Raw genomic sequence first — 25,003 nt, forward strand, 5'->3', positions numbered from 1 at the left:
AAAAAAAGATCATCATGTAGCGCTCGCAATACCTTGAGCATCTGGAGGGAGACCAGATCCAACGCGGATCTCCAATCTATTGGCTTGGAAGACTCCCTCCTCAGACTCCAACTCGACGGTAATGTAACCTGCATTCTCAATTAGAAGACTAAACAGCGGGAATGCCATGGTGAGCATATATCCCTTGCCACTAGGATTGCGTAATTGAAGCGCAGATTCAGATAGCTCTTCTTGAGGTACTTCGGCCTTCACAACCTCTTTATCGCCAAGAAGAATGCGAATGGCCACCTTTTGGAAGGGTTTTTCTTTGGGTGTTGCCAAATTGCAGACAACGAATAGCTTTGAAATGGTGGCGGGCAAATTCGCATTTATGACAAGACCACCCGGGTAAACGCCAACAAGCGAGATTTTTCCATCCACCTCGTAGCGGACATCGTCGCAATATTGACAAAAGATAAATCGTTCAAGCTTCACCGACTACCTCATCAGTGATGCTGATAACTTTCAATATTGCATTGCCATCGACATTTAAGGCGGCGGCTAATTTAAGGATTGTTGTGCCCTTCAAGTCGCCGGGATCTCGCTCCCACCGGGATATATTGCTTTGCTGAGTTCCCATTTTTTCAGCAAGCTGTGCTTGCGAAAGGCCCGCTTTCAGCCGCATAGATGCAAGGCTCGAGTGCTCTGAGTTTGCCGCTTCCACTATTGAGCCGAGTCGCTTTCGCGCACGCGTCAATGCTGCAGCTCGCTTTGGATTTGCCTCCAGTCGAGCGCCACGGTTTGCGATAGTTATCGCGCGCGGAGCGTTAACTTCAGTCCAATGCGCGGCCTCAAATACCAGCACAGGGATAATAGCCAGCGCCGCTACACAACTGCCTGTCTTACTTACTGGAAGTAAGACCGGAGCGGTCGTATCTCGCCAAGATGTCAGCAAACTCAGGTGATGTTGGTTCATAGTTGAAATCTCGATGAGGTGTGGCGAGCACTACGTAGTCATCGGTCGCTGGATCGTGACCGACGATTACTCGGTAGTCGCAAAGGTGGCCTTCAAGGTCATAGACCTTCAAGATGTAGATGCGTTTGCCACGTTTCCAGCATTCGCCGAAACGCTTGACCTCATATGGCGGCTTAAAGCGCCATTCCCACTTGGGTGTGTCTCTCCACAAGGACTCAAGTGCGCCCTCGTCAGCTGAAAGTTCTTGAAGAAGAACATCGATCAATGCAGCGTCATCTTCGCGCTCATCGTAGAGCGAATCAAGCTCATGGTCAGCCTCTTCGCAGATCGTCAGGGATGCCATTGTATATCGAGCATGATATGCATGTCTAGTAACCGAAGAAGCATTTTGTCATGCCTTGGTTTGCCTCAGTCTCCGCATTCTCCCGATCTCTCAGGCGGCCCCGCTAGTCCCGGCCTTTTGAAAAGAACCGCTCGATGTCCGCAATGGTTTGCTCGATGAGCGCCGTGTCCTCGGGGTGCTCGATCAGATCGACCAGTAAGTTCGCCAAATTCTTTCGAAGAGTCGGCCGCTGCTGAGCGGCGATCTCGGCCAGGTACTCCACCAGCGCCCGCACTGACGGCTCCGCGTCGGCTCCCACGAGCTTGAGCGAGGCGCGCTCGGTCCTGGGCCCCTTGCCCGTCTCCAGCCACTCGGGCGAGACACGTAGCGCCTTTGCGATGGACACGAGTTCCCGCGGGCGCTGCCTGAAGCCCGATTCGATGTTCCCGATCGAGCTTTGGGACACGCCCACTTCTTCTGCCAGTTGCACCTGGCTCCAGCCCAACTCCTGCCGGACCGCCTTGACTCGTTCTGCGATTGTCTTCACGAACGAAATTCTCCCACAGCTTTTAAATTCGATCGTGTTAGGATATAGGCTTCTATCGTGTTTGAGTAAGGAGTTGTCATGGAAGCGTTCCTGAAGGCTGTTGAGATTGCGGGGAGCCGGCTGAAGCTGGCCGAGCTGATCGGTGTCGGTGGATCTACCCCCGGGATGTGGGCATTTCGAAAGAAGGTGCCGGCAGAGCACTGCCCCGCAATCGAGCGGGAAACGGGCGTGCTCTGCGAAGACCTCCGCCCGGATGTGCCCTGGGGTGTGCTGCGCAACTCGAAGCGCCGCCCGCGCAAGGCAACTGCCTGATGTCCGCCGTTCATCGTTTGTCCGTGCGCGGTGCAGCACGGCCTCTCGGTGTGACGTCGACCTCCTGTGCGGCGAATCGCACATCCACGTCGCCATCGAGCCACCGAATGACCAGCCTGCTGGTGCGCAGCATCACCCGTGCCGGGGCTCGTCCTGTTGGATCGGCATTGGTGCTCAGCGTTGTCCGCGTGCTGTTGTGGATGAGGTCCGGATCGTGGGCGGCTGGCAGGGCATGGGGTGTGTTCATGACTGGGCAGTCTGGGCGCGCTTGCCCGCAAGCACCAGCAAGACGCGCCGCACGTTCTTGCACCGGCCGCAATTGGCCGCACGGCGCTGCAAGCCTGCACACATCGATGCAGGGAGCTGCAACGTGACCGTCGAGCCTCCGGAAGACCGCGCTCGCAAGATCGTGTCGAGCATCCTCAAGGCGACCCAGCGCGATGCGTCTCAGACCGCCATTGCCGCGGCCATGGGGGTGAGCGAGTCCACGGTCTCCAGGCTGCTCAGCGATCACCTGGACAAGCTGGCTTTGGTGATGGCACATGCGGGCCTGCGCGTCGTCGGCCAAGACATGCGCTGCTTCCCACCCGACTACGTCGATGCCCTGCTGCTGATGGCCAAGCAGCACCTGAGCGCTGTGCAGACCGTCCGCACCTTGGAGTGGGACTGATGCGCGCGCCGATCAACCGCGTGATCTACGTCGCGCACTTTCTCTACTACCTGCGCATCCATCGCTCCTGGTCGAGTGCGATGTGGTGCATGGCCCATGAGGGCAGAGCCTGGAGATCACAGTAAATGGCCCGCGCACGCAATATCAAACCAGGTTTCTTCCGCAACGCGGACCTGGTTGAGCTTCCCTACGAGGCCCGTTTGCTGTTCATCGGGCTGTGGACGATCGCCGATCGCAAAGGGCGCCTTGAAGACCGGCCGAAGCAGATCAAGATGGAGCTATTCCCCGCAGACAACATGGACTGCGATGCGCTCTTGGATCAACTCGCGAAGATCGGCGTGGTGGCACGCTATCAGCATGGCGATGCGCGATACCTGCAGGTGGTGAATTTCGAGAAGCACCAGAACCCGCACAAGGACGAGAAGGCAAGTAGCCTTCCTGGACCGTGCGACGACGATGCTGAAACCGTCAATGCACAAGGTTTGCATGGTGCAAGCACGGTGCCCGCACCATGCACAGGTGGCGGCGACACCGTGGCAATCGGGCTGATTCCTGATTCCCGATCCCTGATTCCTGATTCCGGAAATACCCCCCTTACCCCCCAAGGGGGGAAGCGGCTGCGCAAGTCCTCGACAGCAGGCATCGAAAGCCTTCCGGGATTCGCGGGGTTTTACGCAGCCTATCCCCGCAAGATCGGGAGGGAGGCTGCGTTGAAGGCCTGGATCAAGCTGGCGCCGGACGAAGCACTGCAGGCCACGATCCTCGGTGCTTTGGCAGCACAGAAGCCGCACCTCGACAGGCGGGAGAAGGGGCGGTACATCCCCCACGCCGCGACTTGGCTCAACCAAGCCCGATGGGAGGATGAAATCCCGGGCGCCAAGCCTGCACCGGTCGATGCAGATGGCCGTGTGTGGTGGGAAGTTGCGGGGTTCACGCACATCGCGGAAGCGCAAAACGAACGCTGCCACCTCGGCAACTACCGCGAGTTCCAGGACGGCAAGCGCGTGCCGCAGGAGGCGACCGCTTGAACGCCGCCGAGGTGAAGCAGATGCTGGCCAGCCAGGCCGCCGAGATCGCTCGACTGCTGCTGCCGCAGGGCAAGGCCAAGGGAGGCGAGTGGAAGGCCGGCAACACCGATGGCGAGCCCGGCGACAGCCTTTCGGTGTGCATCCGTGGGCACAAGGCGGGCGTGTGGTCCGACTTCGCGCGTGGCCAGGCGGGCGACCTGATCGACCTGTGGATGGCCTGCCGCAACCAGTCGATGGCCGAGGCGATGAAGGACATCAAGCGGCATCTCGGCATCCGTGACGACTTCCCGCGTCCGCCTGAACGGACCTTCCGTCGGCCCGAAAGCCCGCGCGCGCCGGCAGCGAAAGCTCGTGCCGCCGAGTGGCTGATCGGACGCGGGCTGACCGAGGAAACGATTCGCGCGTTCAAGGTCGCCGAGCAGGTGCAGCACGGCAAGACCTACGCCGTCTTCCCGTTCATCGATGAGCATGGCGAACTCATCAACATCAAGTACCGCAATCCCGACGAAAAGAGGGACATGCGGCAGGAAAAGGACGCGGCGCCATGCCTCTTCGGCTGGCACCTGATCGACCCAAAGGCGCGCACGGTCACGATCACCGAAGGCGAGATCGACGCCATGACGTTGCACCAGATGCGCGTGCCAGCGTTGTCCGTGAACCAGGGGGCCGGCAATCACCAGTGGATCGAACACGACTGGGAAAGGCTCGAACGCTTCGACGACATCTTGATCTGCTTCGACAACGACGAGGCGGGCGACAAGGGCGCGGCCGAGGTTATCAACCGCCTGGGCGTGGAGCGCTGCCGTCGCGTGCGACTGGGCGCCAAGGATGCGAATCAGTGGCTGCAGGACGGTGCCGAGGCCGTCGATTTTCAGCAGGCGATGGAGGATGCGCGGCCACTCGATCCCGATGAACTGCGCAACGCCAACGACTACACCGCGGCCGTAGAGGCGCTGTTCTATCCGCCGCCAGGAACCCCGCTGGATCCGGCGCTGTACATCGACAAGGAGCTCGACTGGTTCCGCTTCCGGCTCGCCGAGTACACCTGCTGGACTGGCATCAACGGACATGGCAAGAGCTTGATGCTCGATCAGATCCTGCTCGGGCTGATGTTGCAGGGCGAGCGCGTCGTGATCTTCTCCGGCGAGATGGGCGCAGCCCGCCACCTGAAACGACTGCACAAGCAGGCAAGCGGGTTGGACCGCCCGAGTCGGGAATACATCCGCGCCATCGGCGCCTGGTTCCGCGAGCGCTTGTGGCTCTTCGACCTGGTGGGCGTGGCGAAGCTGGATCGCTTGCTCGAAGTGTTCGCCTATGCAGCGCGGCGGTATGGCGTGCGCCACTTCGTCATCGACAGCCTGATGATGATCGACGTTCCCCAGGACGGTCCCGGCGCGATCACCAAGCAGAACGAGGCCGTGCAGAAACTCGTGTCGTTCAAGAAGACGCACAACGTCCACGTCCACCTGGTGGCGCATCCGCGCAAGCTGCGCGACGAAACCGAGGCGCCCGGAAAGATGGAAGTCGCCGGAGCAGGGGGCATCGTCAACGGCGCCGACAACGTGTTCTCGATCTGGCGTGCCCAGAAGGACGAGGCACCCGCCAACCCGAACGACCCCGAAGCACTCGCCAAGTGGAAAGAGGAACAGGACGGCATCGACGCCAAGCTGATCCTGAAGAAGCAGCGCGAAGACGGAGTGCAGGACTACACGCTGCGTCTGTGGTTCGACAAGCCAACCCAGCAATACCGCACCAGCCCGAGGCGCTATCCGCTGCGCTTCGTGGAGTTCTCAATCCAAGACCAGGAGCCGCCCTATGAGCATGCGTGAGTTCGAGCAGTACCTTAAAGCTTCAGATTTCTTCGCCGACACCATGAATGCGCACCGAGCGGCCACGGCCGAGGTGATTGCAGGTTTCGCCGGCCTGCTCAAAAAACGAGGCCAACTCACGGACACCGAGATGAAGGAACTGCTGCGCCGGTTGGAGGATGCAACGGGACGGCCGTCGATCGACAGCAGCAGGCGCAACTTGGCGGCACGGATCGGCGACAGCCTGAAAGGCCGCGCATGAACGTGATCGAGCGCTACGCCAGTGCAGTTCGCTCGACGAACCTAGAGATCAACGAGCGCACGACCCGCTCGGACTCGGACGTGTTGGGAGCGATGGGGCTCGCTGCCCGTGAGTTCCCCTTGGCCGTGGCGCTGCAGCGGCTGTTCCTGGGTGACAGCACCGCGGCGCGTGAGCTGGTCGAGATCCTGGCCGACGACGCATGGCGGCAGGCTAGGGCGATGAAGGTGAAGCTCAACCGTGTGCAGGCCTACGACCTGGCGCAGGGCTGCGTCGCCTGGCACCGCAATCCGACCTGCGACAACTGCGGCGGCCATGGGGCAACGGTCATTCCGGGCAGCACCACACTGGGCGTGAAGTGCAAGCCCTGCAAGGGCACCGGCCGTACATCGCTGAGTAAGATCTTCAAGGAGCACGCCGAGGTCGCCGACTGGCTCGTGGCCCACATGGAGAAGCACCAGGCAATGGCAGGGCCGGAGGCGATGAAGCAGATCGCGGGGTATCTGGACCTGAAGGTCGCTGCAGCCGGGGCTGCAAAGTAAAAACAATTTACACGGCTGCCGTTTCCGCTTTAAAATGGTGTGGCCTGTACAAATCCCGGGTGAGCCGGGAAAAATAAGAGCAGCTCAACCCTTGATGGCGGAGCTTTCTCTTCAGATTGACAACCCGTCTTGCGGAAGCTTGGCGGGTTTTTCATTTAGGCCTTGGAGAATGCTCCGAACGACCAGCCGGCGACCTTGCTGATCCGACCGCGCCACAGGACGCTGCTCGTGACGTTCATGCTTTCGCCACTGGCGGCAAGAAACTTCGCGTCACGAAGATGGATGAACTGAAGTCCTTCTGCGAGAGGTGGTTTGCCGTCTGGAGTATTAGGCATGTTGGCAATGTCTTGCTCGAACTTTGCTCTCTCCGGCGTCTTTTCGTCTTGGTAAATTCCGTTGGCGAGAGTCTGTGCCATCGCGGAAAAGTATGCTTTTGCGCTGATGATCGTTCCCGAGACCAACATGCCGTTAATCGACAGAGTAACGGGCAGTCCGCCGCCATCGCTTGCTGCAACGAGCGAGCACAAAAGTTGAAGGAATCCGTCTCGGTTGATCGCTGGGTCCTGAGCGGCTACCGGCTCTTTGGCTTGCTCGGAGATGGCCTCGATGTCTTCGTCCATGGCTAGTCCTTGGTAGTGCCGTCGAATTGGCAGTGAAACAGTTTGCTTACAGCGGCGATGCGGATCGGGGTTATGCCTGACGCTCGTAGACAGGCGTATATACCGTCGTCTGCTTCATCAGTTCGATGGCATGCAGGCATCCATCCTTGTTGGTGTATGCCTCGCCAGACGCAATGATCTCGTGGTTGGCCCCTTTGAGGCGCCACCGCCAGAAGAAGCCAGAGGGGTAGATTTCAAAGTACATAGGAGCCTCCTCACATGGATGAATGCGCGCACATGGATGGGTGGAGGGCCCAAACCGAATACGCGGCCGAATACACCCACCGAGGTTGCCGATGGGCTCTTAACTTCTTCGCAATCGATGATGAAGATGCGAGGAAGAAACTCGAAAGCATCCAGCGTTCTGCGGTGCTACTCGGAGCCATCGCTGCCCGAATTCAGGCTAACTGAACGCGCCGATGGTAATCACGAGCAACCGACAGGGGCATCCCCAATTCGAGTGATGGTGCTCACCCTGCCTTGTGCGCATCGACTGGATCGAGCCGAGCAGTGAAATAGTCGTCTCCCTCCTTAAACGTCATCTTGTATTCGTAGCGGCCGAAGTTTCCAAGGCCGTCAGTGAATGAAAGATCGACCTTCGTCTCTTCGAACGGAGGGGTTCTCGGGACCGTGAACTGGAACTTTGCTGTTTCCCCCGTCCTGAGAAGAAGAACTGAATCAGGTATGAAGCGCACCTCAGTGCTTTCCGCCACAAGGCGAAGGTCCGTGCAGGTCTGACCGTAGTTCGCAAAATTTATTGAATGTGTGCTGTCGGCACCGTGCGATCCGCCGAAGGAGAGGGTGAACTTGGGCAATGCACCGACCCGGATTCTTTCCTGTTCGGCTGCGAAGGCTTTTATCTGGTGTTCCATCGCTTCACGATCGGATTGATACTGATCGCGAGCGACCTTGACGAGTTCTCGTTGTTGCTCAACCGAGTGAGCTAGCTCCTTTGCCTGCAGGTGCAATGCGTCGCTATTGAGCCTTAGCTCTATACCCTGCTGGAAGTAGCCAAGAACGAGCCAGAGGATGGCCAGAGGCCCAAACGCTCCGGCCAGTAGATCTCCGAACTCGTTGAGCTTTAGTCCAAACAGTTCGTCCCAGCGCCGATACAGGATGTATGCGAGTCCCAAGCTGTAGACGACCGAGATGACGATGCCGATCCTGGTGTAGTTTTTTCCCATGTTCCTTCTCCTCGTTTCTGGAGTATGCCGTCGTGGAAAAAAGAAACACATGAGCCTCCCAACGCTTAAGCCGAGGTTGGCTGCCGCCCGATTGACCCGCACTCCAGTGCTGCAGGCCAAGGCCGGCACGGTGGAGCGACAGCGCGGTAGGGGATGGATGGCGACCCGGGAGCGCGTGGCCCAGCGTCATGGCTACCGCTGCGCCAAGTGCGGCGCCGTCTGGGTATCGAGTCGGGATCACATCGACCACATCGTCGAGTTGGCCGATGGCGGGACGAACGACGACAGCAACCTGCAGCCTCTATGCGACGTGCCGTGCCACAAGGCCAAGACGGACGAGCAGGCGAGAGCAAGGGCAAGAGGCTACTGAGGTCGAGATCGTGCAGCCACGGCCCGCCTGATGCGGCGCAGGGGCGGCGACGAGGGGGAGGGGGCATCGAAAGCCTGCCGACCCGATGTGCAGGAAACCACCAGGTTCCTCACGCGCAAAACACGCCCCGGAATCAAAGGAAAATCAAATGGCAGGTGTCAAAGGACGCAGCGGTGGTGCCCGTCCGGGCGCCGGCCGCAAGCCGAAAACCGTGGACCCGGCAACCACCGAAGACTCGAAAGAGTTCCTGACGATGGCCATGCAGGGGCTTTTGGACCCGAGCCCGGCTCAGTTGAAGGCCGCAATCGCGCTGCTGGGCGTCCAGCATGCCAAGAAGACTGAAGCGCCCAAGCCGGCGGTGCCTGAGCGCCCCGCTGGCGGCAAGTACGCGGTGCGGCAGGGCCCGCGCCTGGTCGCGAGCAAGTAACTCGTGGAGTGGTCCACCGCCTGCGTCGATTGGGAGCGCAGGATCGTGGCGCGCGAGAGCCTCATCTCCTCGCCGCCGCTCTTCAAGGCGCAAGCGGATGAGGCGTGGGATGTTTTCGGCGGCCTGGTCCTGGTGGATGTGGCTGGTCAGCCGACCATGCGCGAGGCCTGCCTGCCCTGGGTGAAGGATTGGGTACGCGCGATCTTCGGATCCTATGACGCCGACCAAGGGCGCCGGCTGATCAACGAGTTCTTCTTCATGGTCAGCAAGAAGAACATGAAATCGACCGCTGCGGCCGGGATCATGCTGACGGCGCTGGTGTTGAACTGGCGACCTTCGGCGGAACTGCTGATCCTGTCGCCGACCAAGGAGATTGCGGACAACAGCTACAAGCCGATCCGCGACATGATCAAGGCGGACGACGACCTGGCGGCCATGCTGAAGGTGCAGGACTACTTCCGCACCATCACCCACCGTGACAACGCGGCGACGCTGAAGGTGGTGGCCGCAGACAGTGACACGGTTTCGGGGAAGAAGGCCTCGTTCGTCTTCGTTGACGAACTGCACGAGTTCGGCAAGCAGGCCAAGGCCTCGAACATGCTGCTGGAGGCCACGGGTGGCCTGACATCGCGGCCCGATGGGTTCGTGATCTACGCCACCACGCAGTCGGCCGAGCCGCCGGCCGGCGTGTTCAAGGACAAACTGAGCTACGCGCGCAAGGTGCGCGATGGGCTCATCAAGGATCCGCGGTTCCTGCCCGTGATCTACGAGTTCCCGCAGTCCATGCTGGATGCGGGAGCGCACAAGGATCTGGCGAATGCCTATGTGACGAACCCGAACTGGGGCGCGTCGGTGGACATCGCGCGTATCACGCAGCTGCACAGCCAGGCGCTGGAGGGCGGCGAGAAGGACTTCAAGGAGTTCCTGGCCAAGCACCTGAACGTCGAGATCGGCATGAATCTGCGGTCCGACCGTTGGGCGGGTGCCGATTTCTGGGTGCCACGAGCCGAGGTTCCTGGTCTGACCCTCGAGCAACTGCTCGACGAGTGCGAAGTGGTGGACATGGGAATCGACGGCGGTGGTCTGGACGACTTGCTCGGCGCCGCGGTGGCCGGCCGGCGCAGGAAGGCTGAAGAGTTCCTCATCCCGGAGCACTTCGACGAAGAAACGAAAGCCGTTGTCCCAGCGAAGACTGTTCTGCGCAAGCGTTGGCTCTTGTGGACCCGCGCGTGGGCACATCCCTCGGTACTCGAACGGCGCAAGGAGATTGCCCCGCGCCTGCAGGACTTCGCCAAGGACGGCGACCTGATCCTGGTGAGCGCGATCGGTGAAGACGTGGCGGGAGCGGCTGATGTCGCCGCTCAGTGCGAGGCATCGGGTCTGCTGGACAAGATCGGCTGCGACCCGGCGGGGCTGGGCGGCATCCTGGATGCCCTTGTGGAGGCCGAGGTGCCTGAAGAGAAGGTGATTGGCATCAGCCAGGGCTGGAAGATGACCGGCGCGATCAAGACGACCGAACGAAAACTCGCCGAGGGCGCGCTGATCCATGGCGGTCAGCCCCTGATGGCTTGGTCGGTCGGCAACGCGAAGGTCGAGCCGAAGGGCAACGCCATCGTGATCACGAAGCAGGCCTCCGGCACCGCAAAGATCGACCCGCTGATGGCCACGTTCAACGCAGTGACGCTTCTGTCGCTCAACCCCGAGGCGCGAGGTAACTCAGTCTACGAAACCCGGGGCATCCGCTTCCTGTAAGGACCGACTGAATGAAGATTCTCGACTTCTTCCGGCGCTCGAATGCGTCGGAGGTGCAGTCGCGTCCGCGCGCGGAGGCCTCGCAGGGGCATCAGTTCAGCGGCCTCGACGATCCGGCGCTGTTGGAGTACATCCGCGGCGGAACCACGGCCGGCGTGGATACGGCCCGTGACCGCAGCCTTCGGAACATGGCAGTGCTGCGTTGCGTGACGCTGATCTCCGAATCGATCGGCATGCTGCCGGTGAATCTGCAGAGCAGCGACGACAAGAAGCAGGTGCAAAGCGACAACCCGGCGCACCGGCTGCTGAAATACAAGCCCAACGACTGGCAGACGCCCATCGAGTTCAAGAGCCTCTTGCAACTGCGGGCCCTGCTCGACGGGCAGTCCTTCGCGCGCGTGATCTGGTCGGGCAGCCGGCCGATCCGCTTGATCCCGATGGATCGTGGTTCGACCAAGCCGCGTCTGAATAGCGCTTGGCAGATGCAGTACGACTACACGACGCCCGACGGCAATCAGATCAGTCTGCCGGCGAAAGAAGTGTTTCACCTGCGCGATCTGTCGCTTGACGGCATTAACGGAATCTCGCGTGTCAAGCTGGGTCGCGATGCGTTGGAGCTGGCCGAGCAGGCGGAGCGCGCGGCGTCGCGGACGTTCAAGACCGGTGTCATGGCGGGCGGTGCCATCGAAGTTCCGAAGGAGCTTTCCGAGAACGCCTACAACCGGATGAAGTCGTCGCTCGACACCGACTACACGGGCGCGGAGAACGCCGGCCGCTGGATGTTGCTAGAGGAGAACGCGAAGGCCAACAAGTTCGCCAGCACGGCATCCGAGTCGCAGCAGATCGAGAACCGAAACCACCAGATCGAGGAAGCCGCGCGCATGTACGGCGTGCCCAGGCCGCTTCTGATGATGGATGACACGAGCTGGGGCAGCGGCATTCAGCAGTTGGCGATCTTCTTCATCCAGTACGGGCTATCGCATTGGTTCGTGTCCTGGGAGCAGGCAGCCGCGCGCTGCCTTCTTCCCGAGGAGCAACTCGGACGCCTGCAATACAAGTTCAACGAAGGCGCGCTGCTGCGCGGCACGCTGGCTGACCAGGCTGCCTTCTTCTCCAAGGCGCTCGGCGCCGGCGGCCAAGCGCCCTGGATGTCGCAGAACGAGGTGCGTGAGCTGTCCGACCTCCCGAAATCTGCCGACCCACAAACCGACGCACTGCGCAACCCGATGACCCAGCCGGGCAAGCCGGCATCAAGGAACAACGATGAGCCTCCTGAACCTGCCTGAGATCCGGGCCGATCACCGCCTGGGCGTCGCACAGTTCGACGTTCGCCCTGATGCGCTCGAGCGCTGGCAGCCGGAGGTGCGCGCCGCAGTGGAAGGCGAGGCCTCCATCTCCATCTACGACGCCATCGGTGAGTCGTGGGACGGGCAGGGCTTCACGGCCAAGCGCATGAGCGCGGCACTGCGCAGCATCGGCGCCCGAGACGTGACGGTCAACGTCAACTCTCCTGGCGGCGACTTCTTCGAGGGTGTCGCCATCTACAACATGCTGCGCGAGCACAAGGCCAAGGTCACGGTGCGCGTGATGGGGCTTGCTGCTTCGGCGGCGTCCGTGATCGCGATGGCCGGCGACGAGATCCTGATGGGTGATGGCGCGTTCCTGATGGTTCACAACGCATGGGCCGTCGCCATCGGCAACCGCCACGACATGGCCGACGCAGCCGCACGGCTGGCACCGTTCGACGACGCGATGGCGCAGGTCTATGCCTCGCGCACCGGCCTGTCGAAGGCTGAGACCGCCACTTTGATGGACAAGGAAACCTGGATCAGCGCGGCGCAAGCGGTCGATGACGGCTTTGCCACTGGCCTGATCGAGCGTTCCGACATCACCCAAGACACCAAGGCGCAGGGCGGCAAGAAGGCTCTCGCGCTGATCGAAGCGTCGATGGCGCGTGCGGGGCATTCCCGAACCGCTCGCCGTGATGCCTTCAAGTCCCTTTTCACTGGCACGCCGGGCGCTGCCTCTGAAGCCGCCATGCCGGGCGCTGGCGAAACCGCAGCTTTGCTGCTTTCTCTCACCAACTCCCTCAAGGTCTAACCATGAAACGCACTCTCATCTCTCTCGCGGCTGTTGCCGCACTCTCCGTCCTGGCCGCCGGTGCCGCCTATGCGTCCGCCGTCGATGCGGTCGCTGCCAAGGCTTCCGCGAATCCCGTCCCGCGCGGCCTCATTGCCGTTCGCGCGGACGGTGGCCCTCCGGGTGACATCAAGGCCACGGTCGAAGCACTCAACAAGGCCTTCGCCACCTTCAAGGAGGAGCACACCAAGCAGCTCGAAGACATCAAGAAGGGCAACGCCGATGCGCTGCAGGCCCTGAAAGTCGAGAACATCAACGCGGACATCGCCCGCTTGCAGAGGGAGGTTGACGACACCAATGTGAAGTTGGCAGCGGCCCAGATGGGCGCAGGGACCGGCGGCAAGGCCGTGGCGGATGCCGAGTACACCGGTGCGTTCCGCGCGCACTTCAAGAAGGGTGATGTCCAGGCGGCGCTCAACAAGGGCGCGGACGGCGAAGGCGGCTACCTCGCCCCGGTGGAGTGGGATCGCACCATCACCGACAAGCTCGTGCTCGTCTCTTCGATGCGTCAGCTGGCCACCGTGCAGCCGGTGTCGGGGGCTGGCCTGACCAAGCTGTTCAACCTGGGCGGCACCGCATCGGGTTGGGTTGGCGAGACCGCGGCGCGTCCGCAGACTGCTACCGGCACCTTCGCTTCGCTCGGCTTCGGCTGGGGCGAGATCTATGCGAACCCGGCGGCCACCCAGCAGATCCTCGACGACTCGGCCATCAACCTCGAAGCCTGGCTCGCGGGTGAGGTGGAGACTGAGTTCTCCAAGCAGGAGGGCGCCGCATTCTTCTCCGGCGACGGCACGAACAAGCCGTTCGGCATCCTCACCTACGTCACCGGCGGCGCCAACGCAGCGAAGCATCCCTTCGGCGCGATCAAGACCGTGAACAGCGGCGCAGCGGCTGCGATCACCTCGGACGGGATCGTTGACCTCATCTACGACCTGCCTTCGGCATTCACCGCGAACGCTGGATTTGCGATGAATCGCAAGTCGCAGGGCACGATCCGCAAGCTGAAAGACGGTCAGGGCAACTACCTCTGGCAGCCGTCCTATGTGGCCGGCCAGCCCGCCACCCTGGCCGGCTTTCCGATCACCGAGGTGCCGGACATGCCCGACATCGCCGCCAATTCGGTGCCGGCCCTGTTCGGTGACTTCAAGCGCACCTATACGGTGTACGACCGTGTCGGCGTGCGCGTCCTGCGCGACCCGTTCACTGCGAAGCCCTACGTGCTGTTCTACACGACCAAGCGTGTTGGTGGCGGCGTTCACAACCCGGAGCCGATGCGTGCGCTGAAGATCTCGGCGTAAGCAGGGGGACACCATGAAGCTAAGCAAGCCGTTCAAGGGTGTCCCCGACGGGGAGATCTACCCGGTCGAGTACCAGGCGGGCGACGAATGTCCGCCGGAACTCGAAGCTGGTGCGCGTGAGCTCGACGCCTTGGAGCAGAGCGACGACAAGCAGCCCAAGGCGAAAGGCAAGGGCTGACCATGCCCGTCATTACGCTCGATCAGGCTCGTGCGCACCTGCGCGTGGGTGCAACGTACCCGCAGGAGCAGATCGGGCCGTACATGGCGGGTGCGGAAGACCATGCCTCGCAGTATCTGAACCGAGTCATCTACGCCGATTCCGATGCGATGAACACCGCAATCGAGGCGCTGCCCGCATCGTTGACCGCCGCACGCGTTGCCTACGAAGAGGCCATCGCTGCGGCGGCGCTGATCGAGAACGCCAGCGATCGCCGCGACGCCGTGGACATCGCGGAGTCGCTACTTCGTGCTGCCCGGGCGGGCAGGGCGCGGGCGCTCAATGGCATCGTCGTCAATCCGAGCATCATCTCGGCGGTGCTGCTGATCCTGGGGCATCTGTTCGAAAGTCGGGAAGACGTGGTGATCGCCGCGACCGCGGTTGAACTCCCGCACGGCGCTCGCGCGCTGCTTCGCCCCTACCGCCGGGTGATGATGCCGTGAGAGCCGGCACGCTCAAGGACTGGATCGCCATCCAGCAGGCCGGCACGGTGCAGGACGAGCTCGGTCAGCCGATTCCTGGGTGGCCTGTGCTCGATTCGGTGTGGGCGGACATACGCTTTCTGTCGGGGCTCGAATCCGCGCGCGCAGATTCGCCCGTGAGCATCGTCAAGGCCAGCATTCGCATCCGCCGGCGCACGGACGTGCTCGCGAGCATGCGTGTCGTGGACGACGAAGGCCGGATCTACGACATCAAGGCCGTCCTGCCGAACAAGCAAAGCCGCCAGTACATCGACCTGGTCTGCGAGACGGGTGCCAACAATGGCTAACGGTCGAGGCAACCCGGACGGGAGTGCTTTTCACATCGGCTTCGACATGTCGGGCGCCGATGCATGGCTGGACGGCATCCAGCGAGCCACAGAGGAATCGATTCGCCCCGCTGCCCAAGCAGGGGCCGAAGAACTCTACCTTGAAGCCCGACTGAGGGTGCCGCAGTCCGCGGAGCCGCATTACTTCTACGGCAAGAACAGCAAGTCAACGGGAGTCCGCTACTACTTCGAGCCCGGCAGCCTGCGCAACGCGATCTACCAGGTCTATTCGAAGGACAACAGCGGAAAGGCGAGGGCGACGTATCACATCGCGTGGAATCACCAGAAGGTGCCTTATGGCTTCATGGTCGAGTTCGGTACGAGCCGGGCTCCGGCACACCCGTTTCTGCGCCCGGCCTACGCGGCGCGTCGTGACTTCGCGATGGAAGTGGCTCGGGCCTATCTGGTCCAGGAAGTGAAGAAGGCGATATGACGGTCGAGGCAGATCTTCACAACGTGCTCGCCGCCCTGGTTGACGGCCATGCATATCCCGATGTCGCGCCGGAAGACGCCGTGACGCCCTACATCGTGTACCAGCAGGTCGGCGGCACACCGATCGCATTCGTCGAGCGCGCCTTGCCTTCGAAGAAGAACGGTCGTTTTCAGGCCGCAGTGTGGGCCGCGACGCGCAAGGAAGCTGCAGCAATCGGCTTGCAGATCGAGAACGCGATGCTGCTCGCAACCGAATTCCAGGTCGAGGTCGTCGGCGGCCAGATCGCCGACTACGACTCCGAGACAAAGCTGCGCGGCTCGCGCCAGGACTTCAGCATCTGGTCCGACCGATAGACCGCAACCTTTTCCAACCCGGCCCGCCTCGCAGCGGGCTTTTTTCTGCCCGCTCCGGGCTCTGCAACCACCGGCATCGCCCGGATTTCCTCTGAAAGGCCATCACCATGAGTGCATCGCTCCCTAACGGCACGATCTTCTCGCTCGCCGCCAGCTACGCCGCTGCGATTCCGTTCACCATCTTGAGCAATGCCGCGCCCCCGCAGGCGACAGCAACTGCCCACGGCCTGACCAACGGCGACATCCTGGAGGTGACCTCGGGCTGGCCACTGCTGAATGACCGTCCCGCACGCGTCGCCGGTTCGACCGCGAACACCTTCAACCTCGAAGGCCACGACTCCACTGATCTGACGCGCTTCCCTGCGGGCAGTGGCCTTGGTTCGGTGCGCAAGGTACTGACCTGGCAACAGATCTCGCAGGTGATGCAGAACGCATCGTCCGGCGGCGAACAGCAGTCGGTCGAGTGGGTCTACCTGGAAGACGGCATCGAGCGCAGCAAGAACACCTTCAGGAAGGCCAAGGTGCTGACGCTCACGCTCGCCGACGACGCCGCGCAGGCCTGGAACGCCGTGCTGCTGGCCGCCGACCAGGACGGCAAGAACCGCATCCTGCGCGCCCAACTGCCGAGCGGGGGTTCGATCTACTACAACGTCAACGTCGGTTTCGACCCCGAGCCGAAGCTGGATGCCAACCAGATCATGACCGTGACTGCGACCTTCCGCAGCCAAGGCCGCTTCATCCGCTACGCGAACTGATATGGCACGAATCAGTCTCAACCCCAACCCGACCTTCAAGGCGATGGTCGAGATCTGCCGGCCAGGCCTCGAAGCCGAGAAGGTCGAAATCACGTTCAAGCATCGCACCCGCGATGAAATGGACGAGTTCATCAAGCAGATGGCCGAGATGTCGATCGAAGACCAGGTGATGGCCGTGGCCACTGGCTGGGAACTGGTCGATCCGTTCAACCTGGAGAACGTGAAGCTGCTCGCGCAGAACTACATCACGGCGCCCATGGCGATCCGCGACAAGTACATCAGCGAGCTCATCAAGGCCAAAGAAAAAAGCTGATCGAGCTGGCCAGGGCCATCTATACGCCCGATGCAACGCCGTATGAAGCGGCCGAGCTCGGGCTGACGGTAGAGGAGGCCAGCTTTTCGGTGGAATGTTGGCCCGAGCACCAGGCTGCCCTTTCGGTTTTCTACAAGCTGACCACCCAGTGGCGCACCGGCTTTGCTGGTGCAACCGGGCTGGACTATGGGGCGCTGCCGGCGGTCTTCCGGCTGGCTGGCGTGCCTCGGGCGGACTGGGCGGCTCTCTTCGAAGACATCCGCGTCATGGAGCGCGGAGCGCTTCACTACATGCGCGAGCAGAACTCGCAATAGCCACCTTCGGGTGGCTTCTCTTTTTCTGGGATACCGATGGCCGATCTAACCGCACAGATGGTGTTCACGGCCGACGCGTCAGGCGTTGAGGCTGGTGTTGGCCAGGCCAAGCGCTCGCTCGCCGATCTGGGCGTGACCGCTGCCAAGGAAGGCAAGAAGGCGGCCGAGGGCGTTGCTGCCATCGGCGAAGGAAGCCAGCAGGCCGCGGCCAAGGTCGACACCAACACCAGGAACCTGATCAGCTCCATCCAACGCGCGACCGCCGCGGCCGAGGCTAGCAAGAAGTCGGGTTCAGAGTTCTACGCAGCGCTGGCCAACCAGCGGGGTGTCAGCACCGAGGTGCTGAAGCCATACCTGGCGCAACTCGATCAGGCGCTCGCCAAGCAGAAGGCTGCCCAGGAGGCGTTGAACGCGACGGCGCCGGCACTCGGCAGGGTAGGCGTGTCGGCCGCACAAACCGCCGCCGCGCTTCGTGGCGTGCCGGCACAGTTCACCGACATCGTCACCAGCCTGCAAGGCGGTCAAGCGCCGTTGACGGTGTTCCTGCAGCAGGGTGGCCAGCTGAAGGACATGTTCGGCGGCATCGGGCCCGCAGCCAAGGCTCTTGGCGGCTATGTGCTCGGCCTCATCAACCCGTTCACTGTGGCTGCAGCGGCTGCCGGCGCATTGGCGCTGGCCTACTACCAGGGCAGCCAGGAGGCAATTGCGTACAACAGGGCGCTGATCCTCACGGGCAACTACGCGGGGCAGACTGCAGGGCAGTTGCAGGAGATGGCCAAGGAGGTGGCCGGCACCACCAGCACGCAGGGCAAGGCGGCCGAGGCGCTTGCAGCGCTTGCAAGTACTGGTCGCGTGACGGGCGATGCCCTGAAGCAGGCAGCCGAGGCCGTCGTGGGGGTGAACCGCGTTCTGGGGACTTCGGTCAAGGACGCGGTCGATCAGTACATCAAGCTCGGCGATGAGCCCACGAAGGCGTCGGCCAAGCTGAACGAGTCGATGCACTACCTGACCCAATCGACCTATGAGCGGATCAAGGCGCTGGAGGATCAGGGGCGAAAGGAAGAGGCCGCGGCTCTGGCTCAGTCGAGCTATGCGTCTGCGATGAAGCAGCGTACCGGTCAGGTGACCGAGAACCTCGGCAGCATCGAGCGCGCGTGGAAAGCCGTGACGCTCGCCGCCAGCCAGGGCTGGGACGCGATCCTCGGCGTCGGGCGCAGCGCCACGATGCAAGTGCAGCTCGCGGAAGTGCAGCGCAAGATCACTGAGGCGCAGAAAGCCTCCAGCGGCAACAGCGTCACTGCGTCGTTCTACGAACCGCTGCTGAAGCGCCTCAATACACAGCAGGCTGTGATGCAGGCCGCCATCGGCTTCGAGAACGGGTTCGCGAAGATGGCCTCCGAGCGCGCCAAGGCGGAACAAGCAGGTGCCGACGCGACCGACGATGTCAACAAGTGGCAGGACAAGGCCAAGGGCGTCGATGCGGTCACGCGCGAACTGAAGAAGTACCGCGACGGGCTGGAGGCCATCCGCAAGGTCAACCCGAACAGCGAACTACTGACGCCCGATGCGATCAAGGCGGGCGAGGCGGCGATTCGGAAGGAGTTCGCCGGCAGCAAGGGGCCGAAGGAGAAGGCCTTCCAGGACGATGCGGCCACCAAGATGCTGGAGACCCTGCGGCAGACGGAAGCGGCGCTGAAGGACCAACTCGACGGCGAACTCAAGATCACCGACACGCAGAAGAAACAGGTCGAGTTCCAGCAACTAATCGCTGATCTCAAGGGCAAGAAGATCCTCACGGCGGAGCAGCAGAGCCTGCTCGCGAACAAGGATGCGATCGAAGAGCAACTCAAGAAGAACGTCGCACTGTCCAATCAGCTCGAGTTCGAAAAGAAGATCGCCGAGATCACAAAGAAATCGGCCGAGGACGCGAAGCAGTTCCGCCAGCAAATGGATGCAATCAATGTGTCGATCGCAGGTGGCCAGGATTCTCGGAATGAACAGAGTGACCGCAGTCTTGCTGCATTCGGCCTTGGTGATCGGGCCCGGCAGGAAGTTGAGGCGCAGCGCTCGATTCGGGCGGAGTTTCAGCGCTATCTGACCAGCGCCAACAAGGAGGCCGGCAAGACCGGTCAACTGGGTTCGCCGGCATATCAGGAGGAAGTCGCGCGCATCAAGAAGGCGCTCGACGACGCACTGGCTGCGCAGTACAACTACTTCGATGCACTGAAGTCCAAAGAGACGGATTGGCAGAACGGCGCCACGACAGCGCTCGCCAACTACACCGACGCGATTCGCAACGTCGCTGCCACGACCGAGCGAGCATTCACGGATGGGTTCAAGGGGGCGGAGGACGCGCTGGTGCAGTTCGTGACCACTGGCAAGCTGAGCGTCAGCAGCCTGGCGAATTCCGTCGTTGCCGATCTTGCGCGCATCGCGGTTCAGCAGACCATCACTGGGCCACTGGCAAAGGGGCTGCTCGGTGCTCTGAACGGGGTGGGGGGTGGATCGGCACTCAGCGGAGACGCCGGCTACCTCAATCAGATCGGTCTTTCCGGAACTTCGGGTCTCGCTATCACAGGGGGCGGACTGGACTGGGGCAAGCTCTTCGGCAGCGTCGGCGGATGGTTCAGTGGCTTGAAGTTTGCACAGGGTGGCGTTCCACCGGTTGGCAAGGCAAGCCTGGTCGGCGAGAACGGCGTCGAGATGTTCGTGCCGAGTGTGCCCGGCACCATCATCCCGAACCACGCGCTCAACGGCGCGGGCGGGAGCGGCGGGACCACCGTCTACAACCTCACGGTGGGTGATGTGGCGACGAAAAGCATGGTGATCGAAGCCATGAAGACCGTGCAGAACCAGCAGATGGCGCGGTATGCGCGGAGCCGCGACTTCGGGGGAGGTGTATGACCGTCATTGCAGCCCCAAGCACCTTCAAGCCCGATTCGTTCTCGATGTACTTGGCGACCAATGAGCGCGCGTTCGCCTCGCCTTACGAGGGCAGCGAACAGGTACTCGACATGGGGAATGACCGCTGGAAGATCTCGTTGACCCTACCTCGCGATAGACCGGAGGTCGCTGCGCGCAACGAAGCCTTTCTGAATGCTCTGCGCGGCCAGACCAACACCTGCTATCTCTGGCACATGAAGCAGCGCGTACCGCTAGGCACCATGCGCGGCGCACCTTTGACGAATGGGGCTTTCGCCGGCACCGACTCGATGATCATTGGCACAACGCCAGGCGCCACGCTGTTGGCGGGCGACATGCTGGGCGTGGCCGGCCTGCTGCTGCAGGTGCGCGATGACGCTGTTGCGGATGGCTCCGGCGTGATGACCGTCACGTTCGTCAACAAGTTCCGCAAGTACATCAACGCCGGTCTGCCGGTGATCTGGGACAGGCCCACTGCACCGTTTCGCAAGGTGTCGAATGCCTCGTTTCAACACTTCTTCGGCTACGCGGAGGGGGTATCTATCGACTTCGTGGAGGCGATCTCGTGAAGTCGCTCTCGCCGGCCTTTGTCGCTGCATTGGCCGGGCCGACTCCGCAAGTCGCGCAATTGGTCTCAATGCACTTCGCTTCGGGCGTTGTCGCGCTCAACTCGATGAATCGGGATCTGGACTTCGGCGGTATTACCTACAGGGGCGCGGCCGGCTTAGGTGAGATCAGCCCGATCAAGGACTCAGCCGGTAGCGAGGTGCAGGGCCTGCAGTTCGCCATGTCTGGCGTCGCGTCAGAACTCCTGGCCCTGGCCTTGTCCGATGCCACCGTGGTGCAGGGCACTCGTGTCGTGATCCGCCTGGCACTGATCGGAGAGGATGGTGCTGTCATTGATGCGCCAGTTGACTGGGATGGCTACCTGGACACGATGCCAATCTCTGCAGACGGCCAGACCTGCACCATCACCGCGACGGCGGAAAGCTCCGCGGTGGATCTGTTGCGGGGCAATGCGATGACCAACAGCAACGCCGATCAGCAGGCGCTGTACCCAGGCGACCGCTCCATGGAATACATCGTGTCGCAGGACGGCGTCCCCGTCGTTTGGCCGACCAAACAGTACTACATAGACAGCCGATGAGACTTCCTGACTGGCAATTGCGCCTCGCCGAGTTCGGCCAGGCGCGCGCAAGCATGCCCTTCCGCTGGGGATCGAACGACTGCTGCTCCTTCGCGGCCGCAGCAGTTGAAGCGATCACCGGCGAGAACCCAATGGCCGCGGCAGATCGCTATGACAGCGAGTTCGGTGCGCTGCGCCTGATTGCTGCCGCTGGCGGCCTTCGCGCGTTGGTGTCGTCGTTCCTCGGCGATGAAATCCGGCCCGCCGCCGCTGCCGTGGGCGACATCGTGCTGGTGTTGAACGACGGCGCCGAACTGGTGGGCGTCTGCAATGGCGTCAACGTCATGGCGCCCAGCGCAGGCGGCATGGTCGCGCTCTCAATGGATGCTGCCGTCGCAGCCTGGAGGATCTAATGCCGCAGGCAATTGGATACGTGCTGGTCAACGTTGCGGGGTGGACCGCAGCCGCTGCCACCGTGGCTGCCTACGCCATTACGCTCGTGGGCACCATGGCGCTCAGTGCCTACCAGAAGCGCAAGGCCGAGCGTGCAGCGAAGGCTCAGTTCGACGCCGCGCAGGTCGATCGGCTGGTCAATCTGCAGGGCACCGTCGTCCCGCGCCAGCTGGTGCTCGGGCGCACGCGCGTGGGCGGCCATTGCTTCTTCAAGACCAGCGTTGGCCAGTACAAGGAGCTGTTCGTCATGTGCGTGGCCCTGGCCGAGCACGAGATCGACGGCATCGAGCAGATCTACCTGAACAACCAGCCGGTCGAGGTGAACGGGCTCGGGCAAGTCATCACCGCGCCCTATGGCCGGCCGGCCAACATCAGCGTCGAGAAGACTTCGTCTTCCACGACCATCGAGCTCGATTTCGACCCCATCGCGGGTTCTGTGTCTGCGGTGGAGCGATACCCTGGATTGCTTGGCCAGCACGAGGTCGAGTGCAGCGTCAACGGTCGGACGGTGACCATCATCAACCCGCTACCGGGCTGGTACTTCACGGTCTACTACCAGTACTCGGGTTTCAATTCGTTCGTGCGCATCCTCCAGCACTATGGCTCTCCGGATCAGGAGGCCGATGGCGAACTGATCTCGATGCTGCCCGGGGTCTGGACACCGGCCCACCGTGCACGAGGCATCGCCTACCTGGTCTGCCAGTTCGCCTACAACGATGGAGCGCTACCTTCCGGCATCCCGACCGTGACGGCGCGGATTCGCGGCGCGAAGCTGTACGACCCGCGGGATGGTGTCACACGCTTCAGCGAGAACCCGGCGCTGATGATGCGCCACGTCATGATGCATCCGCGCTTCGGCAAGCGCATGAGCATGAGCGCCAGCGAGGACTCCAGGATCATCGCCGCTGCCAATGCTTGCGAGACAGCCATCAACTACACCGGCACCGAAGAGGTGGCGATGTACCGGTCGGCTGGCGTCTACCTCGAGGGCTCGCCCGCGCGCGACGTGCTCGACGACCTTGCCCAGGCGATGGCCGGCAAGTGGGCTTACGCCTCTGGCGAGTTGTTCGTCCGAGCTGGTGTGTACCAGATGCCGGTCATGGATCTGACCGAAGCGGATCTGGCCGTCGTGCAGACCGAGACTGGCGGCTCTGTTTCTCAAAGCGCGATCTCGATCAATCCGCATCAGCCGCGCAACGAGAAGGTGAACACGGTAGCAATCCGCATTTGGGACCAGGCTGCGAACTATGTGGAGACGCCGATCACGCCTTTCCGGGCCGATGCGCTGGTGGCCGACGACGGTGCCGAACTGTCGCAAGAGGTCACCATGCCAGGAGTTTTCTATGCCGGGCAGGCCTACCACGCCGCTGGCATCCTGCTGCGCGATAGCCGCGATCCGCTCACCGTCACGCTTCCGTTCAAGCTGCGCGCCTACCCACTAGAGATCTTCGACACGGTGCGGCTCACGCTCGCCCACTTCGGGTGGGTCAACAAAGAGTTCCTGATTCAAGACCGCACGTTCTCGCCGAGCAGTGGTGTGATGCTGGTGCTGAAGGAAACGTCTGCGGCGATCTTCCAATGGGGCGCCGCCTTCCTGCCCGGCGGCTATGCACCCAATACTGGCCTGCCGAAGCCTTGGGACATCCACCCGCCGCAGATCCTGTCGGTGGACAGCGGCGAAGGACAACTCATCGTGCAGAACGACGGCACGATCCTGAACAGCGTGCTTGTGACGTGGGCCCCGATTCAGGATGCTTCGATCCTCAACGGCGGCACGGTCGAGGTGCGGTTCCGCGTGCTGCCCGATGGCGGCTGGCGCAGCGTCACGGTGCCGGGCGATGCCACCGAGGCCAGGCTGACGGGGGTGAATGACCTGGATGTCATCCTGATCATCGCTCGCACGTCCAACACCATCGCGGGCAGCGACTGGAGCACGCAGCTCTCGCATACCGTGATCGGCAAGACCGAACCGCCGCCGAACGTCGAGAACCTTTCGATCTCGGGCTCTGTGCTCTCGTGGAGCCTGCTACGGCGCGTGCCCGACTTGGCCGGATTCGTCTTCCGTTTTCACTATGGGCAGAACCTCGACTGGAACAGCGCGGCGCCGCTGAACACCGGATTGGTCACGCAGAGCCCTTGGGAGCCGGAGATGCGACCCGGGGGCGTGGTCACCATCATGATCAAGGCCCAGGACACGAGCGGCAACCAGTCGTTCCTTCCGGGCAGCATCGTCATGAACCTGGGCGATCCGCCGATTGCCAACGTGATCGAGCAGTGGAACTACAAGGCGATGGGCTGGCCCTATGACGCCGCCGAGTCGTCGGGTTGGTCTTTCGTCAGTGGCGATCCGACGGCCGATCCGCTCGACTCGTTCTACGGTTCGGATAACCAGGCGTTCTACGGCGGAGACACCGATCCGTTCTACAAGGCCGAGTCCTATACGGAGATGGTCTACGTTACGCCGTATCTGCCGATCAACTCGGCGCTGGCCGGGTCGGTCATGACGCTGACTGCCGACACGGAAGGTATCGATCTGCGCATCGAGTATCGGTTCGCTGGGCCGGGCGCTTTCTACGGGCCGGACAGCGATTCGTTCTACGGGCCTGATGCCGACTCGTTCTATGGCGCTTCGGGCGATTGGCTGCCCTGGCCCGGTCAGATCGCTGTCACCAACGATGTCTATCAGTTCCGCGTGACCATCGGCGCCGGCGCGGCGCGCGGCATCCTGAAGCAACTCATCGTGACCGTGGACGCGCCTGACATGGAGGAGCGGATCGCCGATCTGCCTGTCGCTGCGGGCGGCACAGTGATTCCCTACACCAAGAACTTCACGAAGATCGCGGTGGTGAACGTGCAGCTGCAGGCCAACGCCAGCGGCGCAATCACCACCGAGACCGACAAGACGGCACCGCTTGCTCCAAAGATCCGCGCCTTCAACGCGGCGCACACCTCTGTGGCCGGCGCCACTGTCGACATCCTGATCCAGGGCTACTAGCCCGAGCTTTCCCATCTCAATCGGCCCGCCGCGTGCGGGCTT

At 62.3% G+C, this 25,003-nt stretch carries 33 protein-coding genes; 25 read left to right on the top strand and 8 right to left on the bottom strand.

Translation table 11 applies throughout. The features are described from left to right. Window positions 1-12: 12 nt before the first annotated feature. From BMW87_RS34635 to BMW87_RS00850, 4 genes are all read right to left on the bottom strand, one after another. Window positions 13-474, bottom strand: coding sequence for a DUF6941 family protein (locus BMW87_RS34635; protein WP_143062543.1), 462 nt, complete (start codon window positions 472-474; stop codon window positions 13-15). Next, window positions 464-664, bottom strand: coding sequence for a helix-turn-helix domain-containing protein (locus BMW87_RS34990; protein WP_177192700.1), 201 nt, complete (start codon window positions 662-664; stop codon window positions 464-466). The genes BMW87_RS34635 and BMW87_RS34990 overlap by 11 nt, the downstream gene beginning before the upstream one ends. A 217-nt stretch (window positions 665-881) precedes the next feature. Next, the gene (locus BMW87_RS34995; protein WP_177192701.1) at window positions 882-1,298 is read right to left on the bottom strand and encodes a hypothetical protein; all 417 of its coding nucleotides are present in this window, start codon (window positions 1,296-1,298) and stop codon (window positions 882-884) included. Between the two features lie 103 nt (window positions 1,299-1,401). Next, a complete protein-coding gene (locus BMW87_RS00850; RefSeq protein WP_177192702.1) occupies window positions 1,402-1,824 on the bottom strand; it encodes a helix-turn-helix domain-containing protein in 423 nt (140 codons plus the stop codon). 78 nt (window positions 1,825-1,902) lie between these two features. Between BMW87_RS00850 and BMW87_RS00855 the strand changes: the two genes are divergently transcribed. After that, the gene (locus BMW87_RS00855; RefSeq protein WP_093075098.1) at window positions 1,903-2,136 is read left to right on the top strand and encodes a YdaS family helix-turn-helix protein; all 234 of its coding nucleotides are present in this window, start codon (window positions 1,903-1,905) and stop codon (window positions 2,134-2,136) included. Between the two features lie 10 nt (window positions 2,137-2,146). On the opposite strand, the gene BMW87_RS34640 is transcribed toward BMW87_RS00855, so the two are convergent. Further along, window positions 2,147-2,383, bottom strand: coding sequence for a hypothetical protein (locus tag BMW87_RS34640; RefSeq protein ID WP_143062544.1), 237 nt, complete (start codon window positions 2,381-2,383; stop codon window positions 2,147-2,149). A 123-nt stretch (window positions 2,384-2,506) separates the two neighbouring features. Here BMW87_RS34640 and BMW87_RS00860 point away from each other — a divergent pair, with 123 nt between their 5' ends. The 5 genes from BMW87_RS00860 (at window position 2,507) to BMW87_RS00880 (ending at window position 6,443) form a co-directional block, all read left to right on the top strand. Then, a complete protein-coding gene (locus BMW87_RS00860; protein WP_143062545.1) occupies window positions 2,507-2,806 on the top strand; it encodes a helix-turn-helix domain-containing protein in 300 nt (99 codons plus the stop codon). 125 nt (window positions 2,807-2,931) lie between these two features. Beyond that, the gene (locus tag BMW87_RS00865; protein ID WP_093073472.1) at window positions 2,932-3,834 is read left to right on the top strand and encodes a hypothetical protein; all 903 of its coding nucleotides are present in this window, start codon (window positions 2,932-2,934) and stop codon (window positions 3,832-3,834) included. Further along, the gene (locus BMW87_RS00870; RefSeq protein ID WP_093073474.1) at window positions 3,831-5,663 is read left to right on the top strand and encodes a toprim domain-containing protein; all 1,833 of its coding nucleotides are present in this window, start codon (window positions 3,831-3,833) and stop codon (window positions 5,661-5,663) included. Before BMW87_RS00865 ends, BMW87_RS00870 begins: the two co-directional genes overlap by 4 nt. Continuing rightward, window positions 5,650-5,904: a hypothetical protein gene (locus tag BMW87_RS00875; RefSeq protein ID WP_093073476.1), complete on the top strand. Its 255-nt coding sequence runs from the start codon at window positions 5,650-5,652 to the stop codon at window positions 5,902-5,904. Before BMW87_RS00870 ends, BMW87_RS00875 begins: the two co-directional genes overlap by 14 nt. Beyond that, window positions 5,901-6,443, top strand: a complete 543-nt coding sequence (locus BMW87_RS00880) for a DnaJ-like cysteine-rich domain-containing protein (protein ID WP_093073478.1) — start codon at window positions 5,901-5,903, stop codon at window positions 6,441-6,443. Before BMW87_RS00875 ends, BMW87_RS00880 begins: the two co-directional genes overlap by 4 nt. Before the next feature lie 155 nt (window positions 6,444-6,598). Here BMW87_RS00880 and BMW87_RS00885 read toward each other — a convergent pair whose 3' ends face one another. The 3 genes from BMW87_RS00885 to BMW87_RS00895 form a co-directional block, all read right to left on the bottom strand. Beyond that, window positions 6,599-7,063, bottom strand: a complete 465-nt coding sequence (locus BMW87_RS00885) for a hypothetical protein (RefSeq protein ID WP_093073480.1) — start codon at window positions 7,061-7,063, stop codon at window positions 6,599-6,601. 70 nt (window positions 7,064-7,133) lie between these two features. Beyond that, on the bottom strand, window positions 7,134-7,307 hold the full coding sequence (locus tag BMW87_RS00890; RefSeq protein ID WP_093073482.1) for a YegP family protein: 174 nt from the start codon (window positions 7,305-7,307) through the stop codon (window positions 7,134-7,136). Window positions 7,308-7,572: 265 nt separating this feature from the next. Further along, a complete protein-coding gene (locus tag BMW87_RS00895; protein ID WP_093073484.1) occupies window positions 7,573-8,286 on the bottom strand; it encodes a hypothetical protein in 714 nt (237 codons plus the stop codon). 91 nt (window positions 8,287-8,377) lie between these two features. Between BMW87_RS00895 and BMW87_RS00900 the strand changes: the two genes are divergently transcribed. From BMW87_RS00900 to BMW87_RS00985, 19 genes are all read left to right on the top strand, one after another. Next, on the top strand, window positions 8,378-8,656 hold the full coding sequence (locus tag BMW87_RS00900; RefSeq protein ID WP_371258762.1) for an HNH endonuclease: 279 nt from the start codon (window positions 8,378-8,380) through the stop codon (window positions 8,654-8,656). A gap of 148 nt (window positions 8,657-8,804) precedes the next feature. Next, window positions 8,805-9,083, top strand: coding sequence for a hypothetical protein (locus BMW87_RS00905; RefSeq protein ID WP_093073486.1), 279 nt, complete (start codon window positions 8,805-8,807; stop codon window positions 9,081-9,083). A 3-nt stretch (window positions 9,084-9,086) separates the two neighbouring features. Beyond that, a complete protein-coding gene (locus BMW87_RS00910; RefSeq protein WP_093073488.1) occupies window positions 9,087-10,835 on the top strand; it encodes a terminase large subunit in 1,749 nt (582 codons plus the stop codon). 11 nt (window positions 10,836-10,846) lie between these two features. Continuing rightward, entirely contained in the window at window positions 10,847-12,121 is a 1,275-nt protein-coding gene (locus BMW87_RS00915) for a phage portal protein (RefSeq protein ID WP_093073490.1), read from the top strand. Beyond that, window positions 12,099-12,935 (top strand): head maturation protease, ClpP-related, encoded by an 837-nt coding sequence (locus tag BMW87_RS00920; RefSeq protein WP_093073492.1) that lies wholly within the window; start codon window positions 12,099-12,101, stop codon window positions 12,933-12,935. The genes BMW87_RS00915 and BMW87_RS00920 overlap by 23 nt, the downstream gene beginning before the upstream one ends. A gap of 2 nt (window positions 12,936-12,937) precedes the next feature. After that, a complete protein-coding gene (locus BMW87_RS00925; RefSeq protein ID WP_093073494.1) occupies window positions 12,938-14,272 on the top strand; it encodes a phage major capsid protein in 1,335 nt (444 codons plus the stop codon). Window positions 14,273-14,285: 13 nt separating this feature from the next. Continuing rightward, window positions 14,286-14,450: a hypothetical protein gene (locus BMW87_RS35000; protein ID WP_177192703.1), complete on the top strand. Its 165-nt coding sequence runs from the start codon at window positions 14,286-14,288 to the stop codon at window positions 14,448-14,450. 2 nt (window positions 14,451-14,452) lie between these two features. Next, on the top strand, window positions 14,453-14,932 hold the full coding sequence (locus BMW87_RS00930; protein ID WP_093073496.1) for a head-tail connector protein: 480 nt from the start codon (window positions 14,453-14,455) through the stop codon (window positions 14,930-14,932). Next, the gene (locus BMW87_RS00935) at window positions 14,929-15,258 is read left to right on the top strand and encodes a phage head closure protein (RefSeq protein WP_093073498.1); all 330 of its coding nucleotides are present in this window, start codon (window positions 14,929-14,931) and stop codon (window positions 15,256-15,258) included. Before BMW87_RS00930 ends, BMW87_RS00935 begins: the two co-directional genes overlap by 4 nt. A gap of 46 nt (window positions 15,259-15,304) precedes the next feature. Beyond that, window positions 15,305-15,730, top strand: coding sequence for an HK97-gp10 family putative phage morphogenesis protein (locus BMW87_RS00940; RefSeq protein ID WP_093073500.1), 426 nt, complete (start codon window positions 15,305-15,307; stop codon window positions 15,728-15,730). Next, window positions 15,727-16,083, top strand: coding sequence for a tail completion protein gp17 (locus BMW87_RS00945; protein WP_093073502.1), 357 nt, complete (start codon window positions 15,727-15,729; stop codon window positions 16,081-16,083). The genes BMW87_RS00940 and BMW87_RS00945 overlap by 4 nt, the downstream gene beginning before the upstream one ends. 107 nt (window positions 16,084-16,190) lie before the next feature. Beyond that, the gene (locus tag BMW87_RS00950; protein WP_093073504.1) at window positions 16,191-16,838 is read left to right on the top strand and encodes a phage tail protein; all 648 of its coding nucleotides are present in this window, start codon (window positions 16,191-16,193) and stop codon (window positions 16,836-16,838) included. A gap of 1 nt (window position 16,839) precedes the next feature. Then, window positions 16,840-17,151, top strand: coding sequence for a phage tail assembly chaperone (locus tag BMW87_RS00955; protein WP_093073506.1), 312 nt, complete (start codon window positions 16,840-16,842; stop codon window positions 17,149-17,151). Between the two features lie 89 nt (window positions 17,152-17,240). Next, window positions 17,241-17,465 (top strand): DUF1799 domain-containing protein, encoded by a 225-nt coding sequence (locus BMW87_RS00960; RefSeq protein ID WP_218149732.1) that lies wholly within the window; start codon window positions 17,241-17,243, stop codon window positions 17,463-17,465. A gap of 36 nt (window positions 17,466-17,501) precedes the next feature. Beyond that, window positions 17,502-20,369 (top strand): phage tail tape measure protein, encoded by a 2,868-nt coding sequence (locus BMW87_RS00965; protein WP_093073510.1) that lies wholly within the window; start codon window positions 17,502-17,504, stop codon window positions 20,367-20,369. Next, the gene (locus BMW87_RS00970) at window positions 20,366-20,956 is read left to right on the top strand and encodes a hypothetical protein (RefSeq protein ID WP_093073512.1); all 591 of its coding nucleotides are present in this window, start codon (window positions 20,366-20,368) and stop codon (window positions 20,954-20,956) included. The genes BMW87_RS00965 and BMW87_RS00970 overlap by 4 nt, the downstream gene beginning before the upstream one ends. Next, window positions 20,953-21,534, top strand: a complete 582-nt coding sequence (locus tag BMW87_RS00975) for a DUF2163 domain-containing protein (protein ID WP_177192704.1) — start codon at window positions 20,953-20,955, stop codon at window positions 21,532-21,534. The genes BMW87_RS00970 and BMW87_RS00975 overlap by 4 nt, the downstream gene beginning before the upstream one ends. Then, a complete protein-coding gene (locus BMW87_RS00980; RefSeq protein ID WP_143062547.1) occupies window positions 21,531-21,926 on the top strand; it encodes a DUF6950 family protein in 396 nt (131 codons plus the stop codon). Before BMW87_RS00975 ends, BMW87_RS00980 begins: the two co-directional genes overlap by 4 nt. Further along, window positions 21,926-24,961 (top strand): phage tail protein, encoded by a 3,036-nt coding sequence (locus BMW87_RS00985; RefSeq protein WP_093073520.1) that lies wholly within the window; start codon window positions 21,926-21,928, stop codon window positions 24,959-24,961. Before BMW87_RS00980 ends, BMW87_RS00985 begins: the two co-directional genes overlap by 1 nt. The last annotated feature ends 42 nt before the right edge of the window (window positions 24,962-25,003 follow it).

Origin of the sequence: Variovorax sp. OV084, assembly GCF_900111625.1 — a bacterium.
GTDB lineage: Bacteria > Pseudomonadota > Gammaproteobacteria > Burkholderiales > Burkholderiaceae_C > Variovorax.

Excerpts from the sequence above, each read along its gene's own strand:
- BMW87_RS00925 (WP_093073494.1), top strand. The coding sequence starts at position 12,938 with ATGAAACGCACTCTCATCTCTCTCGCGGCTGTTGCCGCACTCTCCGTC.
- BMW87_RS00865 (WP_093073472.1), top strand. The coding sequence starts at position 2,932 with ATGGCCCGCGCACGCAATATCAAACCAGGTTTCTTCCGCAACGCGGAC.
- BMW87_RS34640 (WP_143062544.1), bottom strand. The coding sequence starts at position 2,383 with ATGAACACACCCCATGCCCTGCCAGCCGCCCACGATCCGGACCTCATC.
- BMW87_RS00855 (WP_093075098.1), top strand. The coding sequence starts at position 1,903 with ATGGAAGCGTTCCTGAAGGCTGTTGAGATTGCGGGGAGCCGGCTGAAG.
- BMW87_RS00895 (WP_093073484.1), bottom strand. The coding sequence starts at position 8,286 with ATGGGAAAAAACTACACCAGGATCGGCATCGTCATCTCGGTCGTCTAC.
- BMW87_RS00980 (WP_143062547.1), top strand. The coding sequence starts at position 21,531 with ATGAGACTTCCTGACTGGCAATTGCGCCTCGCCGAGTTCGGCCAGGCG.
- BMW87_RS00965 (WP_093073510.1), top strand. The coding sequence starts at position 17,502 with ATGGCCGATCTAACCGCACAGATGGTGTTCACGGCCGACGCGTCAGGC.
- BMW87_RS00915 (WP_093073490.1), top strand. The coding sequence starts at position 10,847 with ATGAAGATTCTCGACTTCTTCCGGCGCTCGAATGCGTCGGAGGTGCAG.
- BMW87_RS00940 (WP_093073500.1), top strand. The coding sequence starts at position 15,305 with ATGTCGGGCGCCGATGCATGGCTGGACGGCATCCAGCGAGCCACAGAG.
- BMW87_RS00950 (WP_093073504.1), top strand. The coding sequence starts at position 16,191 with ATGAGTGCATCGCTCCCTAACGGCACGATCTTCTCGCTCGCCGCCAGC.
- BMW87_RS00970 (WP_093073512.1), top strand. The coding sequence starts at position 20,366 with ATGACCGTCATTGCAGCCCCAAGCACCTTCAAGCCCGATTCGTTCTCG.
- BMW87_RS34990 (WP_177192700.1), bottom strand. The coding sequence starts at position 664 with ATGCGGCTGAAAGCGGGCCTTTCGCAAGCACAGCTTGCTGAAAAAATG.
- BMW87_RS00905 (WP_093073486.1), top strand. The coding sequence starts at position 8,805 with ATGGCAGGTGTCAAAGGACGCAGCGGTGGTGCCCGTCCGGGCGCCGGC.
- BMW87_RS35000 (WP_177192703.1), top strand. The coding sequence starts at position 14,286 with ATGAAGCTAAGCAAGCCGTTCAAGGGTGTCCCCGACGGGGAGATCTAC.
- BMW87_RS00920 (WP_093073492.1), top strand. The coding sequence starts at position 12,099 with ATGAGCCTCCTGAACCTGCCTGAGATCCGGGCCGATCACCGCCTGGGC.
- BMW87_RS00945 (WP_093073502.1), top strand. The coding sequence starts at position 15,727 with ATGACGGTCGAGGCAGATCTTCACAACGTGCTCGCCGCCCTGGTTGAC.
- BMW87_RS00880 (WP_093073478.1), top strand. The coding sequence starts at position 5,901 with ATGAACGTGATCGAGCGCTACGCCAGTGCAGTTCGCTCGACGAACCTA.
- BMW87_RS00875 (WP_093073476.1), top strand. The coding sequence starts at position 5,650 with ATGAGCATGCGTGAGTTCGAGCAGTACCTTAAAGCTTCAGATTTCTTC.
- BMW87_RS00930 (WP_093073496.1), top strand. The coding sequence starts at position 14,453 with ATGCCCGTCATTACGCTCGATCAGGCTCGTGCGCACCTGCGCGTGGGT.
- BMW87_RS00890 (WP_093073482.1), bottom strand. The coding sequence starts at position 7,307 with ATGTACTTTGAAATCTACCCCTCTGGCTTCTTCTGGCGGTGGCGCCTC.
- BMW87_RS00985 (WP_093073520.1), top strand. The coding sequence starts at position 21,926 with ATGCCGCAGGCAATTGGATACGTGCTGGTCAACGTTGCGGGGTGGACC.
- BMW87_RS00955 (WP_093073506.1), top strand. The coding sequence starts at position 16,840 with ATGGCACGAATCAGTCTCAACCCCAACCCGACCTTCAAGGCGATGGTC.
- BMW87_RS34995 (WP_177192701.1), bottom strand. The coding sequence starts at position 1,298 with ATGGCATCCCTGACGATCTGCGAAGAGGCTGACCATGAGCTTGATTCG.
- BMW87_RS00885 (WP_093073480.1), bottom strand. The coding sequence starts at position 7,063 with ATGGACGAAGACATCGAGGCCATCTCCGAGCAAGCCAAAGAGCCGGTA.